Raw genomic sequence first — 22,566 nt, forward strand, 5'->3', positions numbered from 1 at the left:
CGGCGTGAAGATCTACGCCGACCGTTTTCCCACCGCCGTCCGCCAGTTCCTCACCGACCTGCTCGTGGTCGTCTGGGTGTACGCCGCGATCCGCTTCGCGCTGTGGCTGCACGACCTGGTCGAGAAGCTCGCCGTACCCGGGCAGAAGCTGGAGGGGGCCGGTGGTGGACTCGCCGACAACCTGGCCGACGCCGGCGGCAAGGTCGGCCGGGTGCCGATCGTCGGCGACGAGCTGACCGCGCCGTTCACCCGCGCCGCCGAGGCCGCCCGCTCGGTCGCCGAGGCCGGCCGCGACCAGCAGGAGCTGGTCGGGCAGCTCGCGCTCGCGCTGACCGTCGCGGTGCTGGTGTTCCCGCTCGGCCTGGTGTTGTTCGGCTGGCTGCCGCTGCGCCTGCGCTGGATGCGCCGGGCGGGCGCGGCGAAGGCCCTGGCCGGCGCACCGGCCGGGCGGGACCTGCTGGCGCTGCGCGCGCTGGCCGGTCAGCCGCTGTCGAAGCTGACCCGGATCGCGCCCGACGTCGCCGAGGCGTGGCGGCGCGGCGACGACGCGACAGTCGACGCGCTCGCCGCGCTGGAGCTGCGCGAACTGGGGCTGCGCGGCGGCCGGTAAGGTGTGCCGGTGCTGTACTTCCTGATCGTCGTCGCCGTGCTGCTGCTGGCGTACGCGGGCGTGCTGGTGAGTTTCGTCCGCAAGGGCCGCAAGATCCCGCCGTCGGCGTACCTGGTGCTGGCCGGGCTCAACGGCCTGATCCTGGCCGGCATCCTGGCCTGGGCGATCGCGCGCTGACCGCCGCGGCGGCCGTCCGGGCGGGACGGCCGCCGGGGCGCTCCGGTCAGCCGGCGGGCGGGATGCGACGGCGGACGTCCTGCTCGGTGGACGGCCCCGGTTCCCAGCGGGCCACCCACGGCAGGTCGGCGGGCGGGGTGACGACGCCGTCCTCCACCGAGGCGTACCGGCCGGCGACGATCCGCTTGGCGGCTGCCACGTCGACCGAGTCGGTGTTCGACCACAGGCCGGTGAACAGCTCGTCGACACGCAGCCGCGCCTGCCGGCAGAACAGGTCGGCCAGTTCGACGTTCTCCGGGTGCGCGTCCCGCTCGGCGTAGGCCCGGACGCAGACCGCGCTCATCGCGAACAGCTCCGCGCCGATGTCCACCACCCGGCCGAGGAACGCCTGCTTGCGTTCCATCTTCCCCTGCCACCGGGACATCGCGTAGAACGTCGACCGGGCCAGCTTGCGGGAGGTCCGCTCGACGTGGCGCAGGTGCCCGGCCAGCGGTCCGAACTCCTGGTACGCCCCGGGCGTCTGCCCCTTGCCGACGGCGAGCGTGGGCAGCCATTTCGCGTAGAAGGCACCGGCCCGCGCGCCCGCCCTGGCCTTGCGGCCCAGCCCGGCGTCGGGGTCGATGATGTCGCCCGCCACGGACAGGTGTGCGTCGACCGCCTCGCGGGCGATCAGCAGGTGCATGATCTCGGTGGAGCCCTCGAAGATCCGGTTGATCCGCAGGTCGCGCAGGAGCTGCTCGACGGCGGCCGGCCGTTCCCCCCGGGCGGCCAGCGAGTCGGCCGTCTCGTAGCCACGGCCACCGCGGATCTGGATCAGCTCGTCGGCGATCCGCCAGGCCATCTCGCTGGCGTACAGCTTGACCAGTGCCGCCTCGATCCGGATGTCGTTGCGGTCGTCGTCGGCGAGCATGCAGGACAGGTCGAGCATCGACTCCATGCCGTACGTGGTGGCGGCGATGAAGGACAGCTTCTTCGCCACCGCCTCGTGCTCGCCCACCGGGCGGCCCCACTGGACCCGGTCCGCCGCCCATTCCCGGGCCACGTTCAGCGCCCACTTGCCGGCGCCGACGCACATGGCCGGCAGCGAGAGCCGGCCGGTGTTCAACGTGGTCAGCGCGATCTTCAGGCCCTTGCCCTCGCCGCCGATCACGTTCTCCTTCGGCACGAACACGTCGTGGAACCGGGTGAGGCTGTTCTCCAGGCCGCGCAGCCCGACGAAGGAGTTGCGCCGCTCGACGGTGATGCCGTCGCTGTCGCCCTCCACCACGAACGCGGTGATGCCGCCGCGGCGCCCCGCACCGGCCGGCACCCGGGCCATCACCACCAGCAGCGTGGCGAGCGTGCCGTTGGTGGCCCAGAGCTTCACCCCGTTGAGCCGGTAGCCGGTGCCGTCCGCCGTCGGCTCGGCGGTGGTGGCGAGCCGGGCCGGGTCGGAGCCGACGTCCGGCTCGGTGAGCAGGAACGCGGAGACCTCACCGGCGGCGAGCCGGGGCAGGAACCGTTCCTTCTGCTCGGGCGTGCCGAACATCTTCAGCGGCTGCGGCACGCCGATCGACTGGTGCGCGGAGAGCAGCGCGCTGACCGCCGGGTTCACCGAGCCGACGAGCATCAGCGCCCGGCAGTAGTGCAGGTTGCTCAGCCCGAGCCCGCCGTACCTCCGGTCGATCTTCATGCCGAACGTGCCGAGCCCGGCCAGGCCGTGGAACACCTCGTCGGGGATGCGCGCGTCCCGCTCGATCGCCTCGCCGTCCACGTCGGACGCCAGGTACGCGCGCAGCGCGCCGAGGAACTCGTCCGCGCGGGCCACCTCGGCCGGGTCGGGGCGGGGCCACGGGTCGATCAGGTCGAGCCGGAACCGGCCGAGGAACAACTCCTTGCCGAAGCTGGGCCGGTCCCAGGCCGACTCGCGGGCCGCCTCGGCGACCTGGCGGGCCTCCTTCTCGGAGACCTGGCCCGCCTCGGTGGGCAGCGGTCCCGCGCCGTCGGGTGACTCGGGCCGGCTGTTCTGTGTCGTGGTCACGGCTGCCTCCTCGCGGTCCGGCTGCGTCGACGCGTGCGACGAAAACGACGCTACCCCCGGGTGTTACCCAGGGGTAGCGCCGCGTGCACGCCCGATTTGGCGAACCGTCAGTCGGTGAGCGACTGAGGGTTGTCGTCCTCGTCGTCGATGTCGTCGTCACCCCAGTTGCGCCGGCTGAACGGCAGGATCGCCCAGAAGATCAGGAACCACAGGCCGGTGAGCGCGCTGAGCAGGAACGCGATCGGCCGGTCCAGCACGAAGTCGGTGACCAGCAGGACCGAGCTGACCATCGCGATCAGCATGAAGAACAGGCCGCCGGTGGCCATCCGGTGGGCGAACCGGACCAGCTCCGGCTTGCGGCCCTGCCGGAACAACGCCCGGTGGAACGCGACCGGAGAGATGATCATCGCGGCGGACGCGGCGGCGGTCAGCAGCGCCAGGATGTAGACGTCGCGCTGGAACTCCGTGGTCCGGCCGAACCCGTTGCTGAACGGCAGCGTCAGCAGGAAGGCGAAGAGGATCTGCACGCCGGTCTGCGCGACCCGCAGCTCCTGCAACAGATCGGCGAAGTTGCGCTGCCAGCGCTGCTTCTCGGATTCCTTGGACACTCGCGGACCTCCCCGGGAGACGGCACGGCCGGCGGGTGAACGCCCACCGGCAGGACCGCCTGTGCCCCGTACGGCTGATCACGAAACCGGTTCAGGATCCCCGGCGGATGCGGCCCGCGTACCGTGCCTCCAGCTCGGCGTTGTGCTCGTCGCCGCCGGTGATGTTCGCGGACAGGTAGACCGGCGGGCGCTGCCCCGCCGCGACCAGCCGGGCCACCACCTCAACGACGATCTGCTGGGCGAGCAGCGCCGCCGTGATCGAGGAGACCGCGCCGACCGCGCCGCCGCCGGGCAGCGGCAGCGTGGCGTCGCCGTACGGGGCGCCGTTGTCCAGCACCACGTCGGCGAAGTCGGCGAGCTTGCGGCCGGACGGGTGCCGCGACGTCATCCGGGCCGAGTGCTGCGCCGACGTGATCGCCACCAGGCCGTGCCCGCGTTCCTTCACGACGGACGCGAACTCGACCATCGCCCCGTTCACGCCCGAGTTCGAGGCCAGCACGAACACGTCCTGCGGCCGGATCGGCGCCAGCTCGTAGAGGCGGTGCGCCACCGCCGGGTCGCGTTCCAGCTTCGGGCCCAGCACGTCGGCCGGGTCGCCGCCGACCAGCACCAGGTCACGCAGCGCGATCCGGTTGGTGGGCACCAGCCCGCCGGCCCGCCCGGCGATCTCCATGGCCAGCGCCTCGGAGTGCCCGGTGCCGAACGCGTGCACCACGCCGTCGGCCTGCAGCGCCGCCGCGATCAGGTCGGCCGCGTCGGCCACGTTCTGTCGCTGCTCGGCCGCGACCCGGCCGATCGTCTCGGTCACCACCGCCAGGTACGCGTCGGCGCTCACCGTCATGCTTCCTCCGTTCCTGCGCACCGGGCGAGGATCGCCTCGGCCAGCGGGCCGGGCGCCTCGTCCGGGATCCAGTGACTGACCCCGGGCAGCACCACGAACCGGTAGTCACCCGTGACGTGCGCGGCGCACGCCTGCGCGGCCGTCCGGCCGATCGCCACGTCCTTGTCGCTCCAGACGAACGTGGTGGGCACCCCGACCGGGGCGACCGCCTTCATGTCCGTCCCGGTCATCGCGCGGTACCAGTTCAGCGCCGCCGTCAACGCCCCCGGCTCGCGCATCGGCTCGGCGTACCGGGCCACCTCGCCGGCGCCGCCCACCCCGCTCAGCAGCTTGCGCAGCGTGGCGCCGTTCCACGCCAGCAGCACCTTCTCCGCCGTACCGGGCTTGCGGAACAACGCGATGTAGGCGGACTTGACCTTCTGCCGGGGGTCGGTGGCGAGCGCGTGGCCCATGGCGGCCGGGTGCGGCACCGACACCGCGGTCAACGTCCGGACCCGCTCCGGGTGCGCCGCCGCCAGGCCCCACGCCACGATCGCGCCCCAGTCGTGGCCCACCACGTGCGCGCGGGTCACCCCGAGCGCGTCCAGCACCGCCGCCGCGTCGGCCACCAGCTCCGGAATCCGGTACGCCCCGACGTCCGCCGGACGCGCGCCGGGCGAGTAGCCGCGCTGGTCGAGCGCGTACGTGCGCAGCCCGGCGGCGTGCAGGGCGGGCGTCACCGCGTCCCACTCGCCGGAGTGCTGCGGGAAGCCGTGCAGCAGCAGGACGGGATCACCGCCCTCGGGGCCGCCGGCGCGTACCTCGAACGTCAGTCCCCGCGCATCCACCAGCATGATCGCCACCATACCGACACTCGCCCTGCTGGGCCGGGGGCCGTCGTCGGTGCTAGCGTCTGCGACGAGACAACTTCACATCCGACAGGGGAGCGCACAGCGCTGAGAGTGCGGGCCGGTGCCCGCAGACCCTCGAACCTGATCTGGGTAATGCCAGCGCAGGGAGTTCGGTCGACCTCCAGCCGCGTCGCCGTCCGGTGACCACCGGGCGCGGCGTGCGTCTTCTCCTGGTTCACCTCGACGAACTGGGAGCCAACCATGAACCGTACCGACAGCAACCGCTGGCGTACCGTCGACATCGTCGTCGCCTCGGTCATCGCCGTAGCCTTCGGCGTCGTGTTCCAGCTCTGGAACATCCTCTGGAAGGGCAGCGACGGGCCGTTCGCCTTCTTCGCCCCGCTGCAGTCGGTGATGTACGGCGTCTGGCTCATCCCGGCCGTGCTGAGCGCGCTGATCGTCCGCAAGCCGGGTGCGGCGCTGCTCACCGAGACCGTCGCCTCGACCGTCTCGGTGCTGCTCGGCTCCCCGTACGGCGCGATGGCGATCCTCCAGGGCGCGGTGCAGGGCCTGGGCGTCGAGGCGGTCTTCGCGGCCACCCGGTACCGCCTCTACCGGCCGCTCACGGCGGCGCTCGCCGGCGCGTGCGGCGGCCTCTTCGCCACGCTGTTCGACGCCCTGTACTGGTACCCGGGCACGAGCTGGACGACCTTCCGGCTGCCCTACATCGCCTTCGGTGTGCTCAGTTGCCTGCTGGTGGCCGGCCTGGGCGCGGTGGCCCTCACCCGCGCGCTGGCGAACACCGGCGTCCTGGACCGCTTCCCCGCCGGCCGCGACCGAGCCTTGATCTGAGGCCTCACCCCCGCCCGGTGATCAAGGAGTTTGCGTCCGCCGGGCACGATTCTCCGGACGCGAACTCCTTGATCACGCAGGCTGGGCCGGGAGAGGGGGTGGGTGGGCGGTGAGCGCTGTGGTGCTGCGGGGGTTCGGGTGGCGGCACGGGGGGCGCCGGCGCTGGGCTCTGCGTGGAGTGGATCTGCGGGTGGAGAGCGGGGAGCGGGTGCTGCTGCTCGGGCCCTCCGGGGCCGGCAAGAGCACGCTGCTGGCCGCGCTCGCCGGGCTGTTGCCGGAGGACTCCGGCGAGCAGGAGGGCACCGTCGAGATCGACGGGCTGGACCCGCGCAAGGCCCGCGAGCGCGTCGGCATCGTCTTCCAGGATCCGGAGACCCAGCTCGTGATGGCCCGCTCCGGCGACGACGTGGCGTTCGGGTTGGAGAACCGTGGCGTACCCGCCGGGGAGATCTGGCCCCGCGTCGACGAGGCGCTGCACCGGGTCGGCTTCCCGTACGACCGGGACCGCCCGACCGCCGCGCTCAGCGGCGGCGAGCAGCAGCGGCTGGCCCTGGCCGGCACGCTCGCGCTACGGCCGGGGCTGCTGCTGCTCGACGAGCCCACCGCCAACCTCGACCCGGCCGGTGCCACCCTGATCCGCCGCGCCGTCGCGAACGCGCTCGACCTGGACACCACGATGATCCTGGTCGAGCACCGGGTCACCGAGGCGCTGCCGCTGGTCGACCGCGTCGTGGTGCTGGAACCCGGCGGCGGGGTACGCGCCGACGGGCCACCCGAGACGGTCTTCGCCGCCCACGGCGACGCGCTGGCCGCCGCCGGGGTCTGGGTGCCGGGCCGTACCGTGCCGCACCGGCACGCCACCGCGCCGCCCGGCGACGTGCTGCTCACCGCCGACCGGCTCGGCCTCCCACCCCGGCTCGACCCCACCGACCTTCGGGTACGCGCCGGCGAGGCGCTCGCCGTCCTCGGACCCAACGGGGCCGGCAAGTCCACACTGGCGCTGCTCCTGGGCGGTCTGCTGCGCCCCGGAACGGGCACCGTCACCGCGTCCGCCGAACTGGCCGGGCGGGACGCGCGTACTCCCCCGCACCGCTGGCGGGCACCGGCGCTGGTACGCCGGATCGGGTCGGTGTTCCAGGATCCGGAGCACCAGTTCGTCACCGCCACGGTGCGCGACGAGCTGGCGCTCGGCCCGCGCCGTACCGGTCAGCCCGAGACGGCGGTGACCGCCACCGTGGACGGGTTGCTGCACCGGCTGCGCCTGGACCGGCTGGCCGGCGCCAACCCGTACACCCTCTCGGGTGGGGAGGCGCGGCGGCTGAGCGTGGCGACGGCCCTGGCCACCGCGCCCCGCCTGCTGATCTGCGACGAGCCCACGTTCGGCCAGGACCGGCGGACCTGGCTGGAGCTGGTCGACCTGCTCGCCGAGCTGCGCGACGCCGGGCACGGCGTGGTCGCGGTGACCCACGACGAGGACTTCGTCGCTGCGCTGGCCGACCGGACGCTCACCCTGCGCCGGTCACCGCCGGACGCGGAGCACTCCCCCGGCGGTCGGCCCCCGGCCGGCGCCGAGCGCTCGGGCGACGACGGTCCGGCTGCCGGGCGTGCGCCGTGATCGGCCTCGAACCGGTCGCCGCACCCGGCGCTCCGCTGGCCCGGCGCAACCCGGTGGCGAAGCTGGCCGCCGCGCTGGTCTTCACCCTGATCCTGGTGGCGACGCTCGACCCGGTGGCCCCGGCCGTCGCCATCGCCGTCGAACTCGCGGTGCTGCCGCTGTTCGGTGTCCGCTACCGGGTGCTGGCCCGCCGGGCGTGGCCCCTGCTCGCCGGTGCCGTCGGCATCCTGGTCACGCTGGTGCTCTTCGCGGCCGACCGTTCCGGTCCGGTACTGGTCGAGGCCGGGCCGGTCCTGGTCACCCAGGGCGTGCTGATGACCGCGCTCGGGCTGGTGCTGCGCATGTTCGCGGTGGCGCTGCCCGGCATCGTCGTGTTCGCCACCACCGACCCGACCGACCTGGCCGACGCGCTGATCCAGAACGCGAAGGCGCCCGCCCGGTTCGCCATCGGGGCGCTCGCCGCGTTCCGGATGGTGCCGCTGCTGGAACAGGAGTGGCGGATGATCAGCATGGCCCGCCGGGCCCGCGGCGTGGACGCCGGCCGCAACCCGGTGGCGAAGCTGCGGCTGTTCGCGTCCACCGCGTTCACGCTGCTCGTGGGCGCGATCCGGCGGGGTACGCGGCTGGCCGTGGCGATGGACGCCCGGGGCTTCGACGCGGGTACGCCGCGCTCGGTCGCCCGCCGTCAGCGCTTCGTCCTCGCCGACACGCTGTTGATCGTCGGGGCGGCGCTGATCGCCGGCGCGGCGCTGACGCTCAGCGTGCTGCTCGGCAGCTTCCGCCCCCTGATCGGCTGACCCCTCCCACCCACCCCGCCGATCAGGACATCGACGATCTCCTTTCGTGACAGTGGTCGATATTGTTAGCCTGACCCGGTGCTTGATCACCTGGACGTCGCGCTGCGTTGCCTGATCGGCGTGGTCTTCCTGGCCGCGACAGCCGGCAAGGTCCGCAGCCGCGCGTCCTGGCAGGAGTTCGTCGCCTCGCTCGCCGCCATGCGGGTGGTGCCGGCGCGGCTCGTCCCCGCCGCCGCCGGTGTGGTCGGCCTGGCCGAAGCCGCCGTCCCGGTCCTGCTGCTGGTGCCGCCGACCCGTCGACTCGGCCACGTGCTCGCGGCCCTGCTCCTGGTCGCCTTCAGCATCGGGATCGCCGTCACGCTGGGCCGCCGGCAACGGGTGGCCTGCCGCTGCTTCGGCGCGACAGGCGCACCGCTCGGCCGGCGACACCTGCTCCGCAACGGCCTGCTGACCACTGCCGCGCTGGTGGGAGTGGCAGCCGCGGGCGCCACCGGCGACGTGCCCCTCGCGGGCGTCGCCGTGGCCGCTGTGGCCGGTGCGGTGGGCGGGCTGCTCTTCGTGTGGTTCGACGACATCACCGACCTCTTCGTCGCCCAGCCGCGCGGCCCGGTCCCCGGATCCCCGCCGGTCGGCGCGGCGTGCCCGACGGCGACCACAGAAGTGCCGGTGGACCAGTGACCCCGAGGTAGTCGAGCACCCCGACAAGCACGAAGGAGCAACCCCATGGCGTATCTCGCCGCTGCCGTCATCGTCGTCGGCATCATCGGCCTGCTGAATCTGATCCTCACCTTCGGGGTGATCAGGCGGCTCCGCGAGCACACCGTACGGCTCACCGCTGTCGAGGCCGGGCACGGCCACAGCGACCAGATCATGCTCGGGGCCGGGAGCACCGTCGCGCCGTTCCAGGCGGTCACCGAGGACGGCGTGACCGTCACGCGGGACGGGCTGACCGGGCGCACCCTCGTCGCGTTCTTCTCCCCGGACTGCACCCCCTGCCGGGAGCGCATGCCGCAGTTCATCCGGTACGCCGCCGAGCACCCCGGCGGCCGGGACCACGTCGTCGGGGTCGTGGTGAGCGACCGGGACGCCGCCGGCGAGTACGTCGCCGCGCTGACCCCGGTGGCACGGGTGGTCGTCGAGTCCGACGGAGGGCCGCTCTGCACCGCCTTCGGGGTGCAGGGCTTCCCGGCGATCGGCCTGATCGACGAATCCGGCGTCGTCGTCGCCAGCGGCTCCCTGATCGAAGACCTCTCGGCCCCCGTGGCCGGATGAGTCCGCCGGGCGACGCCGGCACCCCCGGCCCGTCGGCCCGACCGCCCGGGGAGCCGCCGGGCGGAGCACCTCGCGAGACCGGCCGCCGACGGTGGCCGCTGGTGGCCGCTGCCGCCCTGGGTGCCCGCCTGGTCCGACGCGGGGCGCTCCTGACCACGACCGCCTACGGCCTGGTCACGCTGGCGAGCGGGGTACTGCCGATCGTCACCGCCTGGCTGCTCAAGGTCGTCCTGGACGCGGTCGGCAGCGGCGCGCCCTGGGGCACGGTGCTCGGCGCCGGGGCCGGGCTGGCCGTCGCCGGGCTCGGCACCGCCCTGCTGCCGCAGCTCGGCGCGTATCTGACCGGCGAGATCGGACGGAACGTCGCCCTCGTCGCCGACGACGAGCTCTACCGTTCGGTGGGACGCCAGGTCGGGTTGGCGCGGCTGGAGGACCCGGTCTTCCTGGACCGGCTGCGGTTGGCCCAGGACGCCGCGGCCATGCCGGTCCAACTGGTGGAGGCGGCCTTCGGCCTGGTGCGCGGGGTGCTGCTGGTCGGCGGCTTCGTCGGATCGCTCGCCCTGCTCAGTCCGGCCCTCACCGGCCTGGTCCTGCTGGCCGCCGCACCCGTGTTCCTGGCCGAGTTGGCCCTCGCCCGACGGCGTGCCCGGGTGCAGTGGCAGGTCGGCCCGTGGGAACGCACCGAGATCGTCTACCGGGATCTGCTCCAGGACGTGCAGGCGGCGAAGGAGATCCGGCTGTTCGGGCTGGAGGACTTCCTGCGCGGACGGATGCTGCGGGAGCGACGCCGGGCCAACCAGGCGCTGCGCCGGGTCGACCGGCGGGAGCTGCTCGTCCAGGGCGGGCTGGGGATGCTCGCGGCGGTGGTCGGCGGGGCCGGGCTGCTCTGGGCGGTCCGGGCGGCGTACGCGGGCGAGCTGACCGTCGGCGACGTCTCGATCGTGATCGCCGCGCTCGCGGGCGTGCAGACCGGGCTCAACGCGCTGGTGCGTGCCGTCGCCGGCGGGCACGAGCAACTGCTGCTCTTCGACCACTTCGCGGTGATCGCCGGCGGTCCGGTGGATCTGCCGCTCGCCGTCGATCCGGCGCCGGTGCGGCCACTGCGCCGGGGCATCGAGCTGCGGGACGTCTGGTTCCGCTACAGCGACGAGCTGCCCTGGGTGCTGCGCGGCGTCGACCTGCACCTGCCGGCGGGTCAGGCGGTGGGACTGGTCGGGCTCAACGGTGCGGGCAAGAGCACGATCGTCAAGCTGCTCTGCCGCTTCTACGACCCGAGCCGGGGGGCGATCCTCTGGGACGGCGTCGACCTGCGCGACCTCGACGTGGCAGAGCTCCGCCGCCGGATCGGTGCGGTCTTCCAGGACTACATGGCCTACGACCTGAGCGCGGCGGAGAACATCGGGGTCGGCAACCTTCCGGTGTCCGACGACCGGGACCGGCTGGTCCGGGCGGCCCGGAAGGCCGGGGTGCATCCGGTGATCGAGGCGTTGCCGCACGGCTACGACACGCTGCTCACCCGGATCTTCTTCGGTGAGTCGGACCAGGGTGACCTGCAGACCGGGGTGCGCCTCTCCGGCGGGCAGTGGCAGCGGATCGCCCTGGCCCGCGCCTACCTGCGGGAGGAACACGACCTGATGATCCTCGACGAGCCCAGCTCCGGCCTGGACCCCGACGCCGAGTACGAGGTGCACACCGCGTTGCGTGCCCACCGGGCCGGCCGTACCAGTGTCCTCGTCTCGCACCGGCTCGGTTCGATCCGCGACGCCGACCGGATCGTGGTGCTCGCCGAAGGGCGGGTGGCCGAGCAGGGGACGCACACCGGGCTGCTGGCGGCCGGTGGCGCGTACGCCGAGCTGTTCCGTCGTCAGGCCGACGGCTACCAGCTCGATCCGGTACCGGAGGAGGCACTGTGACCCGGCCGATCGCCGTGGCCGCCGTGCTCGTCGCAGCCGTGGCGGCCCCGTTCGCGGCGGTGTGGTGGCTGCGTGAGCGGTACGTGCTGGTCACCGTCCAGGGTGAGAGCATGCTCCCCACGTACCGCCCCGGGGACCGGGTGCTGGTGCGGCGGGTGCCGCCCTCGGCTCTGCGAACCGGCCAGATCGTGGTCGCCGGATGGCCCGGCGAGCGGCGGGTGCCGATGCGGCGGTTCCGCGGTGGCAGGCCGGTCCTGGACGAGGGTTGGCTGATCAAGAGGATCGCGGCCCTGCCCGGCGATCCGGTGCCACCGGACCTGCCCGGGCCGGGCGGGTCGCCGGTCGGCCCGCCGGCCGGGGCCGCCGCCGGAAGGGTGCCGGGCGAGGGCGTTGCGCCGGCGACCGTGCCGCCGGGACTGCTGGTGCTGATCGGCGACAACCGGGCGGCAAGTCACGATTCGCGGCAGGTCGGCTACTTCGCCCACTCGGATGTGCTCGGCGTGGTGAAACGCAGGGTCGCTTCAACGGGTCATCGACCGTCATAAACATGTATGATCATCGAAGTCTTGCCTGCCGGCGGGACGGACATCGATAAGGAGGAGCCCGATGATCCGACTGATCGAATCACTGGGCGACCGGGTGCTCAGCCTGGTCGTCCCGAAGACCACGGCCGCCGCCGCGGCGACCGCCTGCACGCCGGGCTGGGGTGCCTACTGCGACTGCAGGTCCGGGAAGCCCTACTACCTGTACTGCCGCTGCGTGAACGGCATCCGGCGCTGCGACTGCACCGCCCGGAACGGGATCGGCACCTGCTGATCCTGCCTCACCCCCGTGAGCCCGCCCCGCCGTCACCGGCAGGGCGGGCTCACTCCTTACCGCCCTCTCGCCCGCCAACCCCGTTGATCATGAAGTTGACGGCACCGGCCGCCCGTTTCGTCCCCGCCAACCTCATGATCGTCAGGCGGGTGGGGGGATCTGGTTGCGGGCGACCGGCTGGGAACGGGGCTGTCGGTCAGCTTCGGCGGAAGGCGTAGAACCGGGTCTGGCCGGCGCGCTGACTGCGCCCGGTGAACCGGGCCTGCCGCCCTGCCGGTGGGCCCGATCTGGGCGGCGTCGCGGATGCGCCCGGCAGGACCGGGGGCTCCAGAGACTCCGAAGGCGACACCGTCGGCGCAGCCAGGACTGCCGACACCGCATCCGGAGACACAGTGGGCGCCGCCGGCTCGGTGGAGCGCACCACCGCGGACACGGCGGGCACCACCGGCTCCGCCGGGAGCACCATCGCGGGCGGCTCCACGGTGAGCGCGTCGAGCGTCGGCGCGGTCACCTGCGGCGAGGACTGCTTGCGGGACTTCTTCGGATTGCGCTTCGCGGGCATTCGCGGGCCTCCTGTCGTGCGGGCGCGCCGACCGGGACGCGCCGAGCGAGGGCTCCGGTGCGTTCCGATCACGACAGACACCGCGACCGACGGTGGCGGGGAAGGGATGCGGACGCCCGGAGCAGGACGGGTCCACGGCACTGACGGCGGTGGACCGGGCTCGGAGGTGGGGCGTCACTTACGCATGCCGTAACGCTAACCCGCCGCCGGGTGCCCCGCATCCGAATTAACGCGCGAGACGCACGGCCACCCGCCGGTCACGCCCTGTCGACGTCCCCGCCCGCTCCCCCGACGACCGCGATACGGTCGCAGAACGGCAGCACGGACGAGAGGTGGCGGTACGCATGGCAGAGCAGGCGACGGCGCAGATCGGGGTCACCGGTCTGGCGGTGATGGGCCGCAACCTGGCCCGGAACCTGGCCCGCAACGGCTTCGCCGTGGCGGTGCACAACCGGTCGCCGGAACGCACCCGCAGCCTCGTGGCCGAGCACGGCGACGAGGGCACGTTCGTGCCGTCGGAGTCGCTCGCGGACTTCGTCGGCTCGCTGGAGCGGCCCCGCGCGGTCATCGTGATGGTGAAGGCCGGCGCGCCCACCGACGCGGTGATCGACGAGCTGGTCCCGCTGCTGGAGGAGGGGGACATCGTCGTCGACTGCGGCAACGCGCACTTCGCCGACACCCGCCGTCGGGAGGAGGCGCTGCGCGAGCACGGGCTGCACTTCGTCGGCACCGGCGTGTCCGGCGGCGAGGAGGGCGCGCTGCTCGGGCCGAGCATCATGCCGGGCGGGTCGGCCGAGTCGTACCGCAAGCTGGGACCGATCTTCGAGAAGATCGCCGCGCAGGTGGAGGGTGAGCCCTGCTGCCGGCACATCGGGCCGGACGGCGCGGGCCACTTCGTGAAGATGGTGCACAACGGCATCGAGTACGCCGACATGCAGCTCATCGCCGAGGCGTACGACCTGTTGCGGGCCGGTCTGTCGGCGAGCCCGGCGGAGATCGCGGAGATCTTCCGGGAGTGGAACGGCGGCGAGCTGGGGTCGTTCCTCATCGAGATCACCGCCGACGTGCTCGGCCACACCGACGCGGCGACCGGCCAGGCGTTCGTGGACGTGGTGCTCGACCAGGCCGAGCAGAAGGGCACCGGCCGCTGGACCGTGCAGAGCGCGCTCGACCTCGGCATCCCGATCACCGGGATCGCCGAGGCCACGTTCGCCCGGTCGCTGTCCGGCCACGCCGGCCAGCGGGAGGCCGCCCGCCGCGTGTTCGGCGACGCGGGCGAGAAGTGGCAGGTGGACGACCGGGAGACGTTCGTCGAGGACGTGCGCCGCGCGCTGCTGGCCAGCAAGATCGTCGCGTACGCGCAGGGTTTCGACCACATCCGGGCCGGCAGCCGGGAGTACGACTGGGACATCGACCTGGGCGGTACGGCCACCATCTGGCGGGGCGGCTGCATCATCCGGGCCGGTTTCCTCGACCGGATCCGGGAGGCGTACGACGCGGAGCCGGACCTGTCGACACTGCTCGTCGCGCCCTGGTTCGCCGAGCGGATCAGCGACGGCGTACCGGCCTGGCGACGGGTGGTGGCCGACGCGGCCCGGGCGGGCGTGCCGGCACCGGCCTTCGGGTCGTCGCTGGCCTACTTCGACGCGCTGCGGGCGCAGCGGCTGCCGGCCGCGCTGATCCAGGGGTTGCGGGACAACTTCGGCGCGCACACGTACCACCGGGTGGACCGGGACGGCTCGTTCCACACGCTCTGGGCGGGCGACCGTTCCGAAGTGGAGGCGTGAGCCGCGCGCTCACCAGGCCCGCTGACCGTCCGGCTCGGGCGCCCATCCGGCGGCCGGCTCGCCTGCCGCCAGTTCGCCGATCTCACCGGAGCGGACCGCCGGGGTGTGCCCCAGCTCGGCGCACCACCGCTGCGCCACGTCGGCGCACAGTGCGGCCACAGCGTCCCGGCGGGCCGGCTCCACCAGGTCGGCGGCGGCCAGGGCAGCAGTCATCTCGTACCGGAGATCGCGCATCCTCCACCCCCGTGGTGGGCGCAAGGCGCGCCCTGCGCCGATCGTAGAGCGGAACGCCCCGCGCCCGGCGGGAAAGCCGGATGCGGGGCGTCACGCTCGGGCCGGATACCGGCTGCGGCCACCAGGGCCGAACGTCGCGGTCAGAAGAACCGGCGACGCTTGGCCTTCTGCGGCCGGACCAGGTCGGCACCCTTGGTCAGCAGACGGCTCACCCCGGACGGGCCGCGACGGGCCTCCAGGGTGTGGCTGAGCCGGCGCGCGCCGGCCGCCGCCAGCGGCACGGCGACCGCCATGACCGCCCACTGCGCGATCCGCTTCTGAATCATGTGGTTCACCTCCGCGTTTGTCGTCTACCGGTATCCGTACCCAGCGCGGCGCGTCGGTAAGCGTGACCTCAGGCTCCCGGTGCCACCGGGTTGGGCAGGGCCCCGCCGAAGCGGCGGTCGCGCTGGGCGTACAGCTCGCAGGCGTACCAGAGGTGGCGGCGGTCGAAGTCGGGCCAGAGCGTGTCCAGGTAGACCAGCTCGGCGTACGCGGTCTGCCAGAGCAGGAAGTTGGAGATGCGCTGCTCGCCGGAGGGGCGCAGGAACAGGTCGACCTCGGGCACCTCGGGGTGGTAGAGGTACCGCGCCACCGTCTTCTCGTTCACCTTGGCCGGGTCCAGCCTGCCGGCCGCCACGTCGCGGGCGATCCCGGCGGCGGCGTCGGCGATCTCCGCCTGGCCGCCGTAGTTGACGCAGAACTGCAGCGTCAGCGTCGAGTTGCCGCGCGACATCTCCTCGGCGGTCTGCAGCTCGGAGATGACGCTCTTCCACAGCCGGCCCGCGCGGCCCGACCAGACCACGCGTACGCCCAGGTCGACGAGCTGGTCCCGGCGGCGGCGGATGACGTCGCGGTTGAAGCCCATCAGGAAGCGGACCTCGTCCGGCGAGCGCCGCCAGTTCTCGGTGGAGAACGCGTACGCGGACAGGTAGGGGATGCCCATCTCGATCGCGCCCTCGACGGCGTCGAACAGGCTGTGCTCGCCCTGCTCGTGGCCCTTGGTGCGGGGCAGGCCGCGCTCCTTGGCCCAGCGGCCGTTGCCGTCCATCACGATGGCGACGTGCCGGGGCACCGCGGCGGGCGGCAGCGCCGGCGGTCGGGCGCCGGAGGGGTGCGGGGTCGGCGGCACCGGCTCGCGGCGGGTCGCCCTCGTCGATCGGATCACTCGGTCATCTCCCTGTTCACACCGGCGCCGGAGCGCGGCGGGACCACATCCGGTCCCGCGCCGCCGGGCGGCGGGACCGCGCCGGACGCCGGGGCACCCCGGTCGACCAGCGGCAGCGAGCGTAGCGCGCGCTCCAGATGCCACTGGAGGTGCGCCGCGACCAGCCCGCTGCACTCCCGGCGTACGCCGGTCTCGGCCGCGTCGGCGTACCCCCAGTCGCCGGAGGTCAGCGCGGACATCAGCTCCAGCGTGGCCGGCGCGGGGTGGGCGGCGCCGGGCGGCCGGCAGTCCGGGCAGACCGCGCCGCCGGCCGGTACGGAGAACGCGCGGTGCCGGCCCGGCTCGCCGCAGACCGCGCAGGCCGCGAGCGCCGGCGCCCAGCCGGCGAAGGCCATGCCGCGCAGCAGGTACGCGTCGAGCACCAGCGTGGTGGCGTGCTCGCCGCGGGCCAGCGACTTCATCGCGCCGAGGGTGAGCTGGAACAGCCGCAGCGACGGCTCGCGCTCGACCGGGGTGAGCCGCTCGGCGGTCTCGGCGATCGCGCTGGCCGCGGTGTAGCGGGGGTAGTCGCCGAGGAACCGCTTGCCGTACAGCTCGATCGCCTCGACCTGGCTGACGGTGTGCAGCGAGCTGCCCTGGTTGCCCTTGGGATCACCGGCGAGCTGGAGGTCGACGTGCCCGAACGGCTCCAGCCGCGCGCCGAACCGGCTCGTGGTGCGCCGCACGCCTCGGGCCACCGCGCGCAACCGGCCGTGCCGGCGGGTGAACAGCGTGATGATGCGGTCGGACTCGCCCAGCTTCTGCACACGCAGCACCACCGCGTCGTCGCGGTAGAGCTGTCGGCGGTACCCGGCCATCAGGCCATTCTCCCTCCGGGTGCGATCTCAGGGTCGGCTCGGGGTGCACGGTCGGGCGATCCCCGATGTGCCGGGTGCTCGGCCCGACCTAATGTGCTGGCCATGGCTTCGCTCCGCACCGCTCCCCGGCCGCGCACGGGTCTCCGGCCGCGCAACGTCTTCCGGCCCCGCACGGGTTTCCAGGCACGCGGCGTGGTGGCCGCCACCGCGGCCGCCGCCCTCATCGTGCTCGCCGGGTGTGACACCCTCTCGTTCCGCCGCCTCGACTTCGACCAGACCGAGCGGACGAAGATCACCAAGATCACCGTGGACGACGACGGCGCCGGCGACGTCGTGGTCCGGGCCAACGGCCCCACGGACCAGGTACGCGTCAAGCGCGTGGTCCGCTACCAGGGCGACGAGCCGAACAGCCGGTACGAGATCAAGGGCGACGAACTGGTCCTGCCCACCGACTGCGGGCACCGGTGCAGCATCTCCTGGGAGGTGACCGCGCCGCCCGGCGTGGTGGTGCGCGGCGGCACCGGCTCGGGCAACGTCGACCTCAGCGACGTCGGCGCGGTGGAGTTCACGCTCAGCTCCGGCGACCTGACCGTCCGGGGCGCCACCGGCGAGGTCCGCGCGTCCACCACGTCGGGCAACATCCGGGTCGTCCAGGCGGCCGGCCCGGTGCGGCTGCGGGCCCGCTCCGGCGACATCGAGGCCCGCCGGCTCGCCTCCGCGATCGACGCGGAGACCACCTCCGGCAACATCGTCGTCGAGCTGGACCAGCCGGCTCCGGCCCGGGTGCACGCCACGAGCGGAGACGTCGACCTGGCCGTACCGGCGGGCCGCTACCGGGTGCGCGCCACCGCGACGTCGGGCGACACCGACGTACGCGTCACCGACGACCCGACCGCCTCGGTCCAGCTCGAAGCGTCCGCCACCAGCGGCAACGTCACGGTCAGCACCCGCTGAGCCGCCGGCGTCCGGCCGGGTGACTGCTCCACGCACCCCGCCCTCACCTCGACGATCATGAGGTTGGCGGCGACAAATCGGGCATGAACTGCCGCCAACCTCATGATCAACGGGGACAGGCGGGCGGGCGGTCGCGGACGTCGTGAGGACCGGGGGGTGGCTCAGCCGGGCCCGTCCCGCCGGGACGCCGGGGCGGGGCGCACGGGGGCCTCGGCCGGGCGGCGTGGCGCCGGCACCCGGGCGCCGACGCTCACCAGCGCGTCCTCCGCCCCGGCGGGGGCCGGGCTGGCCGGTGCGGCAGCCGCCCGGTCGGCCACGGTCCGCCGCGGCTTGCCGGGGATCAGTTCCGGGGTACGCCGGGCGGCCACGTCCTCGACCCAGCCGACCATGAGCGTCACCACGCCGACGAGCGCGAAGACCAGCCCCACCCGCAGCCACAGGCCCACCGGGTCACGCGGCGACCAGCCGACCAGGCCGACCAGCGGGGTGAGGAGCACCACGAACGGCATGTGCCAGAGGTAGATCGTCAGCGCGCGCCGGTTCACCACCGTGACCGCCCGGCCGAGCGCCGGTACGCGGTCGACCCAGGTCACGCCGGCCGGCGCCCGGCCGATCGCCACCAGGATGAACGCGGCCGACCAGAGCGCGTTGCCGAGCGGGATGTCGTTGATGTCGTACCCGCGCGGGCCCGGGTGGGTGACGATCCAGGCGAGCCCGGCGGCGCCGACCACAGCGGCGACCGGCAGCAGCACCCGGTTGCGCATCCGGCGCAGCATCCCGTCGTGGTGGGCGAAGCCGAGCAGCCAGGCGCCGAAGTAGAGGCCGAACTCACGCAGCACCGTCGGCGGGTTCGCCAGGACACCGGCCTCGATCGCGACCAGCAGCAGGTACGGGGCGGCGAGCGTGGGCAGCGGCGCCCGGCGGAACAGCCACAGCACGAGCGGTGAGGCGAGGACGAACCACAGGTAGTCCCGCAGGTACCAGATCGGGCTGAGCGCCAGCCCACCCCAGTAGTTGGCCGGCGGGTCGCTGATCGGGAAGAGCCAGAGCAGCACCTTCGGGCCGAACGCCAGCCCGGTGAGCAGCATGGCCGGTACGAAGACCGCGGCGACCACCCACAGCGACGGCAGGAGGCGGCGCAGCCGGCGCCCGACCGCGCGTACCCCGCTGCGGTCGAGCGACGCCGCCATCAACGACCCGGCCAGGGCGAACATCACCGACATCGCCGGGAACACCAGCGTGAGCGTGGCGTAGCCGGTGACGTGGTAGGTGACGACGCGCAGGATGGCCAGGAAGCGGAGCAGGTCCAGATAGCGGTTTCGCATCAGCTCACGGCGGGGTCCGGGGGCAGAGACAATGGTCCCTACCCTGCTCCCGGACGCTGTGAAACAGCCACGAACACCTATGGAAAGTGAGATGTCCCATAGGTCTGGCTGATCCTGATCACCTCGCCATCGGCCGCCCCGGCCCTGGCGTCAGAAGCCGAGCTTGCGCAACTGCTTCGGGTCGCGCTGCCAGTCCTTCGCCACCCGTACGTGCAGGTCGAGGTAGACCCGGGTGCCGAGCAACTCCTCGATCTGCCGCCGGGCGGTGGTGCCCACGTGCTTGAGGCGGCTGCCCCGGTGGCCGATGACGATGGCCTTCTGGCTCGAGCGCTCCACGTAGACGTCGGCGTAGATCTTGGTGAGGTTGCCCTCCGGGATCATCTCCTCGACGACCACCGCGATGGAGTGCGGCAGCTCGTCGCGTACGCCCTCCAGCGCCGCCTCGCGGACCAGCTCCGCCACGAGGACCTGCTCCGGGTCGTCGGTGAGCATGTCGTCCGGGTAGAGCTGCGGTGAGGGCGGCAGGTAGCCGGTCATCACGTCGACGAGCGTGTCGACCTGGTGCCCGGAGACCGCGCTGACCGGCACCACCGCGGCGAACTCGCCCAGCTCGCTCACCGCGAGCAGCTGCTCGGCCAGCCGCTTCTTGTCGACCAGGTCGGTCTTGGTGACCACCGCCAGCACCGTGGCCTTCAGGCTGGCCAGCTCGCCGGTGATGAAGCGGTCGCCCCGCCCGACCGGCTCGTTCGCCGGGACGCACAGGCCGATCACGTCGACCTCGCTCCAGGTCTCCCGGACCAGGTCGTTGAGGCGCTCGCCGAGCAGCGTCCGGGGGCGGTGCAGGCCCGGGGTGTCGACCAGCACGAGCTGCGAGTCCGGCCGGTGCAGCACCGCCCGGATGATGTGCCGGGTGGTCTGCGGCTTGTTCGAGGTGATCGCGATCTTGGTGCCGACGATCGCGTTGGTGAGCGTCGACTTGCCGGCGTTCGGCCGCCCGACGAAACAGGCGAAACCGGCCCGATAGGGGCGCGCCTCGGGCGTGGTCACTCGACCACCGTGCCGAGGACGGTGCCGTCCGGCGCGGCCACGTGCACCGGCGCGTCGGCGGACAGGTCACGCACCGCGGCGTGCCCGGCCCCGTCCAGCGTCGACGCCTCGGTCACCACCACGGCGGCCTCCAGCCGGCTCGCGCCCGCCGCCACCGCCGAGGCCACCGCGAGCTGGAGCGCGGTCAGGGTCAGCGACGGCAGCGCCACGCTCGCCGCCGCGTACGTCCGGCCGTCCTGGTCGCGGACCGCGGCGCCCTCCACGGCCGCCACCCGGCTCCGCGCGCCCCGGGCCAGGACGACGAGCTTGGCGTCCTCCGCGCTCAGCTCCGCCGGGTCGGCGGGGGTGGGCAGGGCAGCCGGTACGGCGGGTGACTCAGGCATCGGCGGGTTGCCTCTCCTCGGAACGGTTGTTGTCGCCACGCGAATCGGGCGGCTCGCTTCGGTTGGTGCCCTCCGGCGCGTCACCCCGGTCGACCCGGCTCACCAGAACCGTATCGATCCGGTTGCGCCGGCCGGTGGTGCCCTCGGCCACCAGCCGCAGCCCGGCCACCTCGGCCTCGGCGCCCGGGATGGGCACCCGGCCGAGCGCCTGGGCGAGCAGGCCTCCGACCGTCTCCACCTCGTCGGTGGGCAGCTCGGTGTCGAACAGCTCGCCCAGGTTCTCCACCGGCAGCCGCGCGGTCACCCGCACGGCCCCGTCCGGCAGGTGCTCGATCGGCGGGCGCTCGACATCGTACTCGTCGGTGATCTCCCCGACGATCTCCTCCAGGATGTCCTCGATGGTGACCAGGCCGCCGGTGCCGCCGTACTCGTCGACCACGATGACCAGGTGGTTGCGGGCCGCCTGCATCTCGGAGAGCAGGTCGTCCACCGGCTTGGACTCCGGCACGAACGTGGCCGGGCGCATCAGCTCGGCCACCGGCATCTGCCGGGCGCCCTGGTCGCCCTGCACCCGCCGGATCAGGTCCTTGAGGTAGAGCACACCGAGCACGTCGTCGACGTTCTCCCCTATCACCGGGATGCGGGAGAAACCGGAGCGCAGGAACAACGCCAGCGCCTGCGCGAGCGTCTTGCGTTCCTCGATCCACACCATCTCGGTACGCGGCACCATCACCTCACGGGCGATGGTGTCGCCGAGCGCGAAGACCGAGTGGATCATCTGGCGCTCGCCGTGCTCCACCACCCCGCGCTGCTCGGCCAGGTCGACCAGCTCCCGCAGCTCCACCTGGGTCGCGAACGGCCCCTCGCGGAAGCCCTTGCCGGGAGTGACCGCGTTGCCGATCAGGATCAGCAGCGACGCCAGCGGGTTGAGCGCGCGGCCCAGCCAGCGCACCAGCGGCGCGACCGCGCGGCCGACCGCGTACGCGTGCTGGCGGCCGATCGTGCGCGGGCCGACACCGACGACGACGAAGCTCACCACGGTCATCGCGCCGGCGGTCACCAGCGCCGCCCGCCAGCCCGCGCCGAACGTGTCGACAGCCACCAGCGCGACGAGCGTGGTGGCGGTCAGCTCGGCCAGCAGGCGCAGCAGGAGCAGCAGGTTCAGGTGGCGGACCACGTCACCGGCGACCGCCTGGAGGGCACGCCCGCCGCGGGCCCCGTCCCGGGTCAGCTCGGCCGCGCGGGCCGGGGAGACGGCGGCCAGCGCCGCCTCGGTCATCGCGATCAGGCCGGCGAGCACCACCAGCCCGGCGGCGAAGAACAGGAGTTGAAGATCGGGCAGACCGGCGGGGGCACGGACCGCCGCCAAGGCGTCCATCACCGCGACCGGGTCGACCGCCAGCTGGCCAGCAGCCGGGCCTGGAGGCCGAACATCTCCCGCTCCTCCTCGGGCTCGGCGTGGTCGTAGCCCAGCAGGTGCAGCACGCCGTGCACGGTGAGCAGGTGCAACTCGTCGGCGGCCGAGTGCCCCGCCGCGGCGGCCTGCTTGGCCGCCACCTCCGGGCAGAGCACGATGTCGCCGAGCAGGGCCGGCTCACCACCGGCCGGGCTGCTCTCGCCCGGGCCGTGGTCGACGCTGCCCTCGTCCATGGGGAAGGCGAGCACGTCGGTCGGGCCGTCGCCACCCATCCACCTGTGGTTCAGCTCCGACATGTATTCGATGTCGACGAGCAGCACGGACAGCTCGGCGAGGGGGTTGACCCCCATCTCGTCGAGGGCGTGCCGCGCGACGGCGAGCACGGCGTCGGTGTCGACGTCGACACCCGACTCGTTGGCGATCTCGATGGACAACTGTCTTC

Annotated in this window: 26 protein-coding genes and 1 riboswitch; of the genes, 12 read left to right on the forward strand and 14 right to left on the reverse strand. The window is 73.4% G+C overall.

The window, feature by feature from the left end; all coding sequences use genetic code 11:
• The first annotated feature begins 4 nt into the window (after window positions 1-4).
• Window positions 5-610, forward strand: a complete 606-nt coding sequence (locus tag ACN27D_RS05865; RefSeq protein WP_120568524.1) for a hypothetical protein — start codon at window positions 5-7, stop codon at window positions 608-610.
• A gap of 9 nt (window positions 611-619) precedes the next feature.
• Window positions 620-787, forward strand: coding sequence for a hypothetical protein (locus ACN27D_RS05870; RefSeq protein WP_162959003.1), 168 nt, complete (start codon window positions 620-622; stop codon window positions 785-787).
• 46 nt (window positions 788-833) lie between these two features.
• On the opposite strand, the gene ACN27D_RS05875 is transcribed toward ACN27D_RS05870, so the two are convergent.
• From ACN27D_RS05875 to ACN27D_RS05890, 4 genes are all read right to left on the reverse strand, one after another.
• A complete protein-coding gene (locus tag ACN27D_RS05875; protein WP_121685350.1) occupies window positions 834-2,807 on the reverse strand; it encodes an acyl-CoA dehydrogenase family protein in 1,974 nt (657 codons plus the stop codon).
• A 107-nt stretch (window positions 2,808-2,914) separates the two neighbouring features.
• Window positions 2,915-3,415, reverse strand: coding sequence for a DUF6328 family protein (locus ACN27D_RS05880; protein ID WP_121685349.1), 501 nt, complete (start codon window positions 3,413-3,415; stop codon window positions 2,915-2,917).
• 91 nt (window positions 3,416-3,506) lie between these two features.
• The gene (locus tag ACN27D_RS05885) at window positions 3,507-4,256 is read right to left on the reverse strand and encodes a sugar isomerase domain-containing protein (RefSeq protein WP_421498701.1); all 750 of its coding nucleotides are present in this window, start codon (window positions 4,254-4,256) and stop codon (window positions 3,507-3,509) included.
• Window positions 4,253-5,089 carry an alpha/beta fold hydrolase gene (locus ACN27D_RS05890; RefSeq protein ID WP_252454486.1) on the reverse strand — a complete coding sequence of 279 codons (837 nt, stop codon included), beginning with the start codon at window positions 5,087-5,089 and terminating at the stop codon, window positions 4,253-4,255. The genes ACN27D_RS05885 and ACN27D_RS05890 overlap by 4 nt, the downstream gene beginning before the upstream one ends.
• Window positions 5,090-5,165: 76 nt before the next feature.
• A riboswitch (TPP riboswitch) is annotated at window positions 5,166-5,272 on the forward strand.
• 75 nt (window positions 5,273-5,347) lie between these two features.
• Here ACN27D_RS05890 and ACN27D_RS05895 point away from each other — a divergent pair.
• The 8 genes from ACN27D_RS05895 (at window position 5,348) to ACN27D_RS05930 (ending at window position 12,351) form a co-directional block, all read left to right on the forward strand.
• Window positions 5,348-5,938 carry an ECF transporter S component gene (locus tag ACN27D_RS05895; RefSeq protein WP_358172277.1) on the forward strand — a complete coding sequence of 197 codons (591 nt, stop codon included), beginning with the start codon at window positions 5,348-5,350 and terminating at the stop codon, window positions 5,936-5,938.
• A 109-nt stretch (window positions 5,939-6,047) separates the two neighbouring features.
• A complete protein-coding gene (locus ACN27D_RS05900; protein ID WP_421498702.1) occupies window positions 6,048-7,553 on the forward strand; it encodes an ABC transporter ATP-binding protein in 1,506 nt (501 codons plus the stop codon).
• The gene (locus tag ACN27D_RS05905) at window positions 7,550-8,350 is read left to right on the forward strand and encodes an energy-coupling factor transporter transmembrane component T family protein (protein WP_421498703.1); all 801 of its coding nucleotides are present in this window, start codon (window positions 7,550-7,552) and stop codon (window positions 8,348-8,350) included. Before ACN27D_RS05900 ends, ACN27D_RS05905 begins: the two co-directional genes overlap by 4 nt.
• Window positions 8,351-8,428: 78 nt before the next feature.
• Entirely contained in the window at window positions 8,429-9,028 is a 600-nt protein-coding gene (locus ACN27D_RS05910) for a MauE/DoxX family redox-associated membrane protein (RefSeq protein ID WP_358172271.1), read from the forward strand.
• A gap of 45 nt (window positions 9,029-9,073) precedes the next feature.
• Window positions 9,074-9,622 (forward strand): TlpA disulfide reductase family protein, encoded by a 549-nt coding sequence (locus ACN27D_RS05915; RefSeq protein WP_357825448.1) that lies wholly within the window; start codon window positions 9,074-9,076, stop codon window positions 9,620-9,622.
• A 101-nt stretch (window positions 9,623-9,723) separates the two neighbouring features.
• Window positions 9,724-11,535, forward strand: a complete 1,812-nt coding sequence (locus ACN27D_RS05920) for an ABC transporter ATP-binding protein (RefSeq protein ID WP_358172269.1) — start codon at window positions 9,724-9,726, stop codon at window positions 11,533-11,535.
• The gene (locus ACN27D_RS05925) at window positions 11,532-12,080 is read left to right on the forward strand and encodes a S26 family signal peptidase (protein ID WP_421498704.1); all 549 of its coding nucleotides are present in this window, start codon (window positions 11,532-11,534) and stop codon (window positions 12,078-12,080) included. The genes ACN27D_RS05920 and ACN27D_RS05925 overlap by 4 nt, the downstream gene beginning before the upstream one ends.
• 61 nt (window positions 12,081-12,141) lie before the next feature.
• Complete coding sequence (locus ACN27D_RS05930; protein ID WP_120568514.1) at window positions 12,142-12,351, forward strand: hypothetical protein; 210 nt, start codon at window positions 12,142-12,144, stop codon at window positions 12,349-12,351.
• Between the two features lie 196 nt (window positions 12,352-12,547).
• Here the strand turns inward: ACN27D_RS05930 and ACN27D_RS05935 are convergent, their stop codons facing one another.
• Window positions 12,548-12,913: a hypothetical protein gene (locus tag ACN27D_RS05935; RefSeq protein WP_421498705.1), complete on the reverse strand. Its 366-nt coding sequence runs from the start codon at window positions 12,911-12,913 to the stop codon at window positions 12,548-12,550.
• A 344-nt stretch (window positions 12,914-13,257) separates the two neighbouring features.
• Here ACN27D_RS05935 and gndA point away from each other — a divergent pair, with 344 nt between their 5' ends.
• Window positions 13,258-14,700, forward strand: a complete 1,443-nt coding sequence (gene gndA, locus ACN27D_RS05940) for an NADP-dependent phosphogluconate dehydrogenase (protein WP_350816983.1) — start codon at window positions 13,258-13,260, stop codon at window positions 14,698-14,700.
• 9 nt (window positions 14,701-14,709) lie between these two features.
• On the opposite strand, the gene ACN27D_RS05945 is transcribed toward gndA, so the two are convergent.
• From ACN27D_RS05945 to recO, 4 genes are all read right to left on the reverse strand, one after another.
• The gene (locus ACN27D_RS05945; RefSeq protein ID WP_091421712.1) at window positions 14,710-14,934 is read right to left on the reverse strand and encodes a thioredoxin reductase; all 225 of its coding nucleotides are present in this window, start codon (window positions 14,932-14,934) and stop codon (window positions 14,710-14,712) included.
• A gap of 140 nt (window positions 14,935-15,074) precedes the next feature.
• Window positions 15,075-15,260: a hypothetical protein gene (locus ACN27D_RS05950; RefSeq protein ID WP_073831832.1), complete on the reverse strand. Its 186-nt coding sequence runs from the start codon at window positions 15,258-15,260 to the stop codon at window positions 15,075-15,077.
• Between the two features lie 68 nt (window positions 15,261-15,328).
• Complete coding sequence (locus tag ACN27D_RS05955; protein WP_030274649.1) at window positions 15,329-16,105, reverse strand: isoprenyl transferase; 777 nt, start codon at window positions 16,103-16,105, stop codon at window positions 15,329-15,331.
• Between the two features lie 32 nt (window positions 16,106-16,137).
• Complete coding sequence (gene recO, locus ACN27D_RS05960; protein WP_421498706.1) at window positions 16,138-16,998, reverse strand: DNA repair protein RecO; 861 nt, start codon at window positions 16,996-16,998, stop codon at window positions 16,138-16,140.
• Window positions 16,999-17,100: 102 nt separating this feature from the next.
• On the opposite strand from recO, the gene ACN27D_RS05965 reads away from it, so the two are divergent.
• On the forward strand, window positions 17,101-17,952 hold the full coding sequence (locus tag ACN27D_RS05965; RefSeq protein WP_421498707.1) for a DUF4097 family beta strand repeat-containing protein: 852 nt from the start codon (window positions 17,101-17,103) through the stop codon (window positions 17,950-17,952).
• Window positions 17,953-18,113: 161 nt separating this feature from the next.
• Here ACN27D_RS05965 and ACN27D_RS05970 read toward each other — a convergent pair whose 3' ends face one another.
• The 5 genes from ACN27D_RS05970 to ybeY form a co-directional block, all read right to left on the reverse strand.
• Window positions 18,114-19,277: an acyltransferase family protein gene (locus ACN27D_RS05970; RefSeq protein ID WP_120568511.1), complete on the reverse strand. Its 1,164-nt coding sequence runs from the start codon at window positions 19,275-19,277 to the stop codon at window positions 18,114-18,116.
• A 150-nt stretch (window positions 19,278-19,427) separates the two neighbouring features.
• Complete coding sequence (gene era, locus ACN27D_RS05975) at window positions 19,428-20,324, reverse strand: GTPase Era (RefSeq protein ID WP_064448689.1); 897 nt, start codon at window positions 20,322-20,324, stop codon at window positions 19,428-19,430.
• Entirely contained in the window at window positions 20,321-20,707 is a 387-nt protein-coding gene (locus ACN27D_RS05980) for a cytidine deaminase (RefSeq protein ID WP_120568509.1), read from the reverse strand. The genes era and ACN27D_RS05980 overlap by 4 nt, the downstream gene beginning before the upstream one ends.
• Window positions 20,700-22,109, reverse strand: coding sequence for a hemolysin family protein (locus ACN27D_RS05985; RefSeq protein WP_199733337.1), 1,410 nt, complete (start codon window positions 22,107-22,109; stop codon window positions 20,700-20,702). The genes ACN27D_RS05980 and ACN27D_RS05985 overlap by 8 nt, the downstream gene beginning before the upstream one ends.
• The gene (ybeY, locus tag ACN27D_RS05990; protein WP_091421737.1) at window positions 22,085-22,558 is read right to left on the reverse strand and encodes an rRNA maturation RNase YbeY; all 474 of its coding nucleotides are present in this window, start codon (window positions 22,556-22,558) and stop codon (window positions 22,085-22,087) included. Before ybeY ends, ACN27D_RS05985 begins: the two co-directional genes overlap by 25 nt.
• Window positions 22,559-22,566 lie beyond the last annotated feature (8 nt).

This window comes from Micromonospora sp. WMMD1274 (genome assembly GCF_049179035.1).
GTDB lineage: Bacteria > Actinomycetota > Actinomycetes > Mycobacteriales > Micromonosporaceae > Micromonospora > Micromonospora tulbaghiae.

Bases quoted from the DNA above. Each gene is read 5' to 3' on its own strand.
- ACN27D_RS05885 (WP_421498701.1), bottom strand. From the start codon at position 4,256: ATGACGGTGAGCGCCGACGCGTACCTGGCGGTGGTGACCGAGACGATC.
- ACN27D_RS05890 (WP_252454486.1), bottom strand. From the start codon at position 5,089: ATGCTGGTGGATGCGCGGGGACTGACGTTCGAGGTACGCGCCGGCGGC.
- ACN27D_RS05895 (WP_358172277.1), top strand. From the start codon at position 5,348: ATGAACCGTACCGACAGCAACCGCTGGCGTACCGTCGACATCGTCGTC.
- ACN27D_RS05915 (WP_357825448.1), top strand. From the start codon at position 9,074: ATGGCGTATCTCGCCGCTGCCGTCATCGTCGTCGGCATCATCGGCCTG.
- ACN27D_RS05930 (WP_120568514.1), top strand. From the start codon at position 12,142: ATGATCCGACTGATCGAATCACTGGGCGACCGGGTGCTCAGCCTGGTC.
- ACN27D_RS05935 (WP_421498705.1), bottom strand. From the start codon at position 12,913: ATGCCCGCGAAGCGCAATCCGAAGAAGTCCCGCAAGCAGTCCTCGCCG.
- gndA (WP_350816983.1), top strand. From the start codon at position 13,258: ATGGCAGAGCAGGCGACGGCGCAGATCGGGGTCACCGGTCTGGCGGTG.
- ACN27D_RS05945 (WP_091421712.1), bottom strand. From the start codon at position 14,934: ATGCGCGATCTCCGGTACGAGATGACTGCTGCCCTGGCCGCCGCCGAC.
- ACN27D_RS05950 (WP_073831832.1), bottom strand. From the start codon at position 15,260: ATGATTCAGAAGCGGATCGCGCAGTGGGCGGTCATGGCGGTCGCCGTG.
- recO (WP_421498706.1), bottom strand. From the start codon at position 16,998: ATGGCCGGGTACCGCCGACAGCTCTACCGCGACGACGCGGTGGTGCTG.
- ACN27D_RS05965 (WP_421498707.1), top strand. From the start codon at position 17,101: ATGGCTTCGCTCCGCACCGCTCCCCGGCCGCGCACGGGTCTCCGGCCG.
- ACN27D_RS05970 (WP_120568511.1), bottom strand. From the start codon at position 19,277: ATGCGAAACCGCTATCTGGACCTGCTCCGCTTCCTGGCCATCCTGCGC.
- ACN27D_RS05980 (WP_120568509.1), bottom strand. From the start codon at position 20,707: ATGCCTGAGTCACCCGCCGTACCGGCTGCCCTGCCCACCCCCGCCGAC.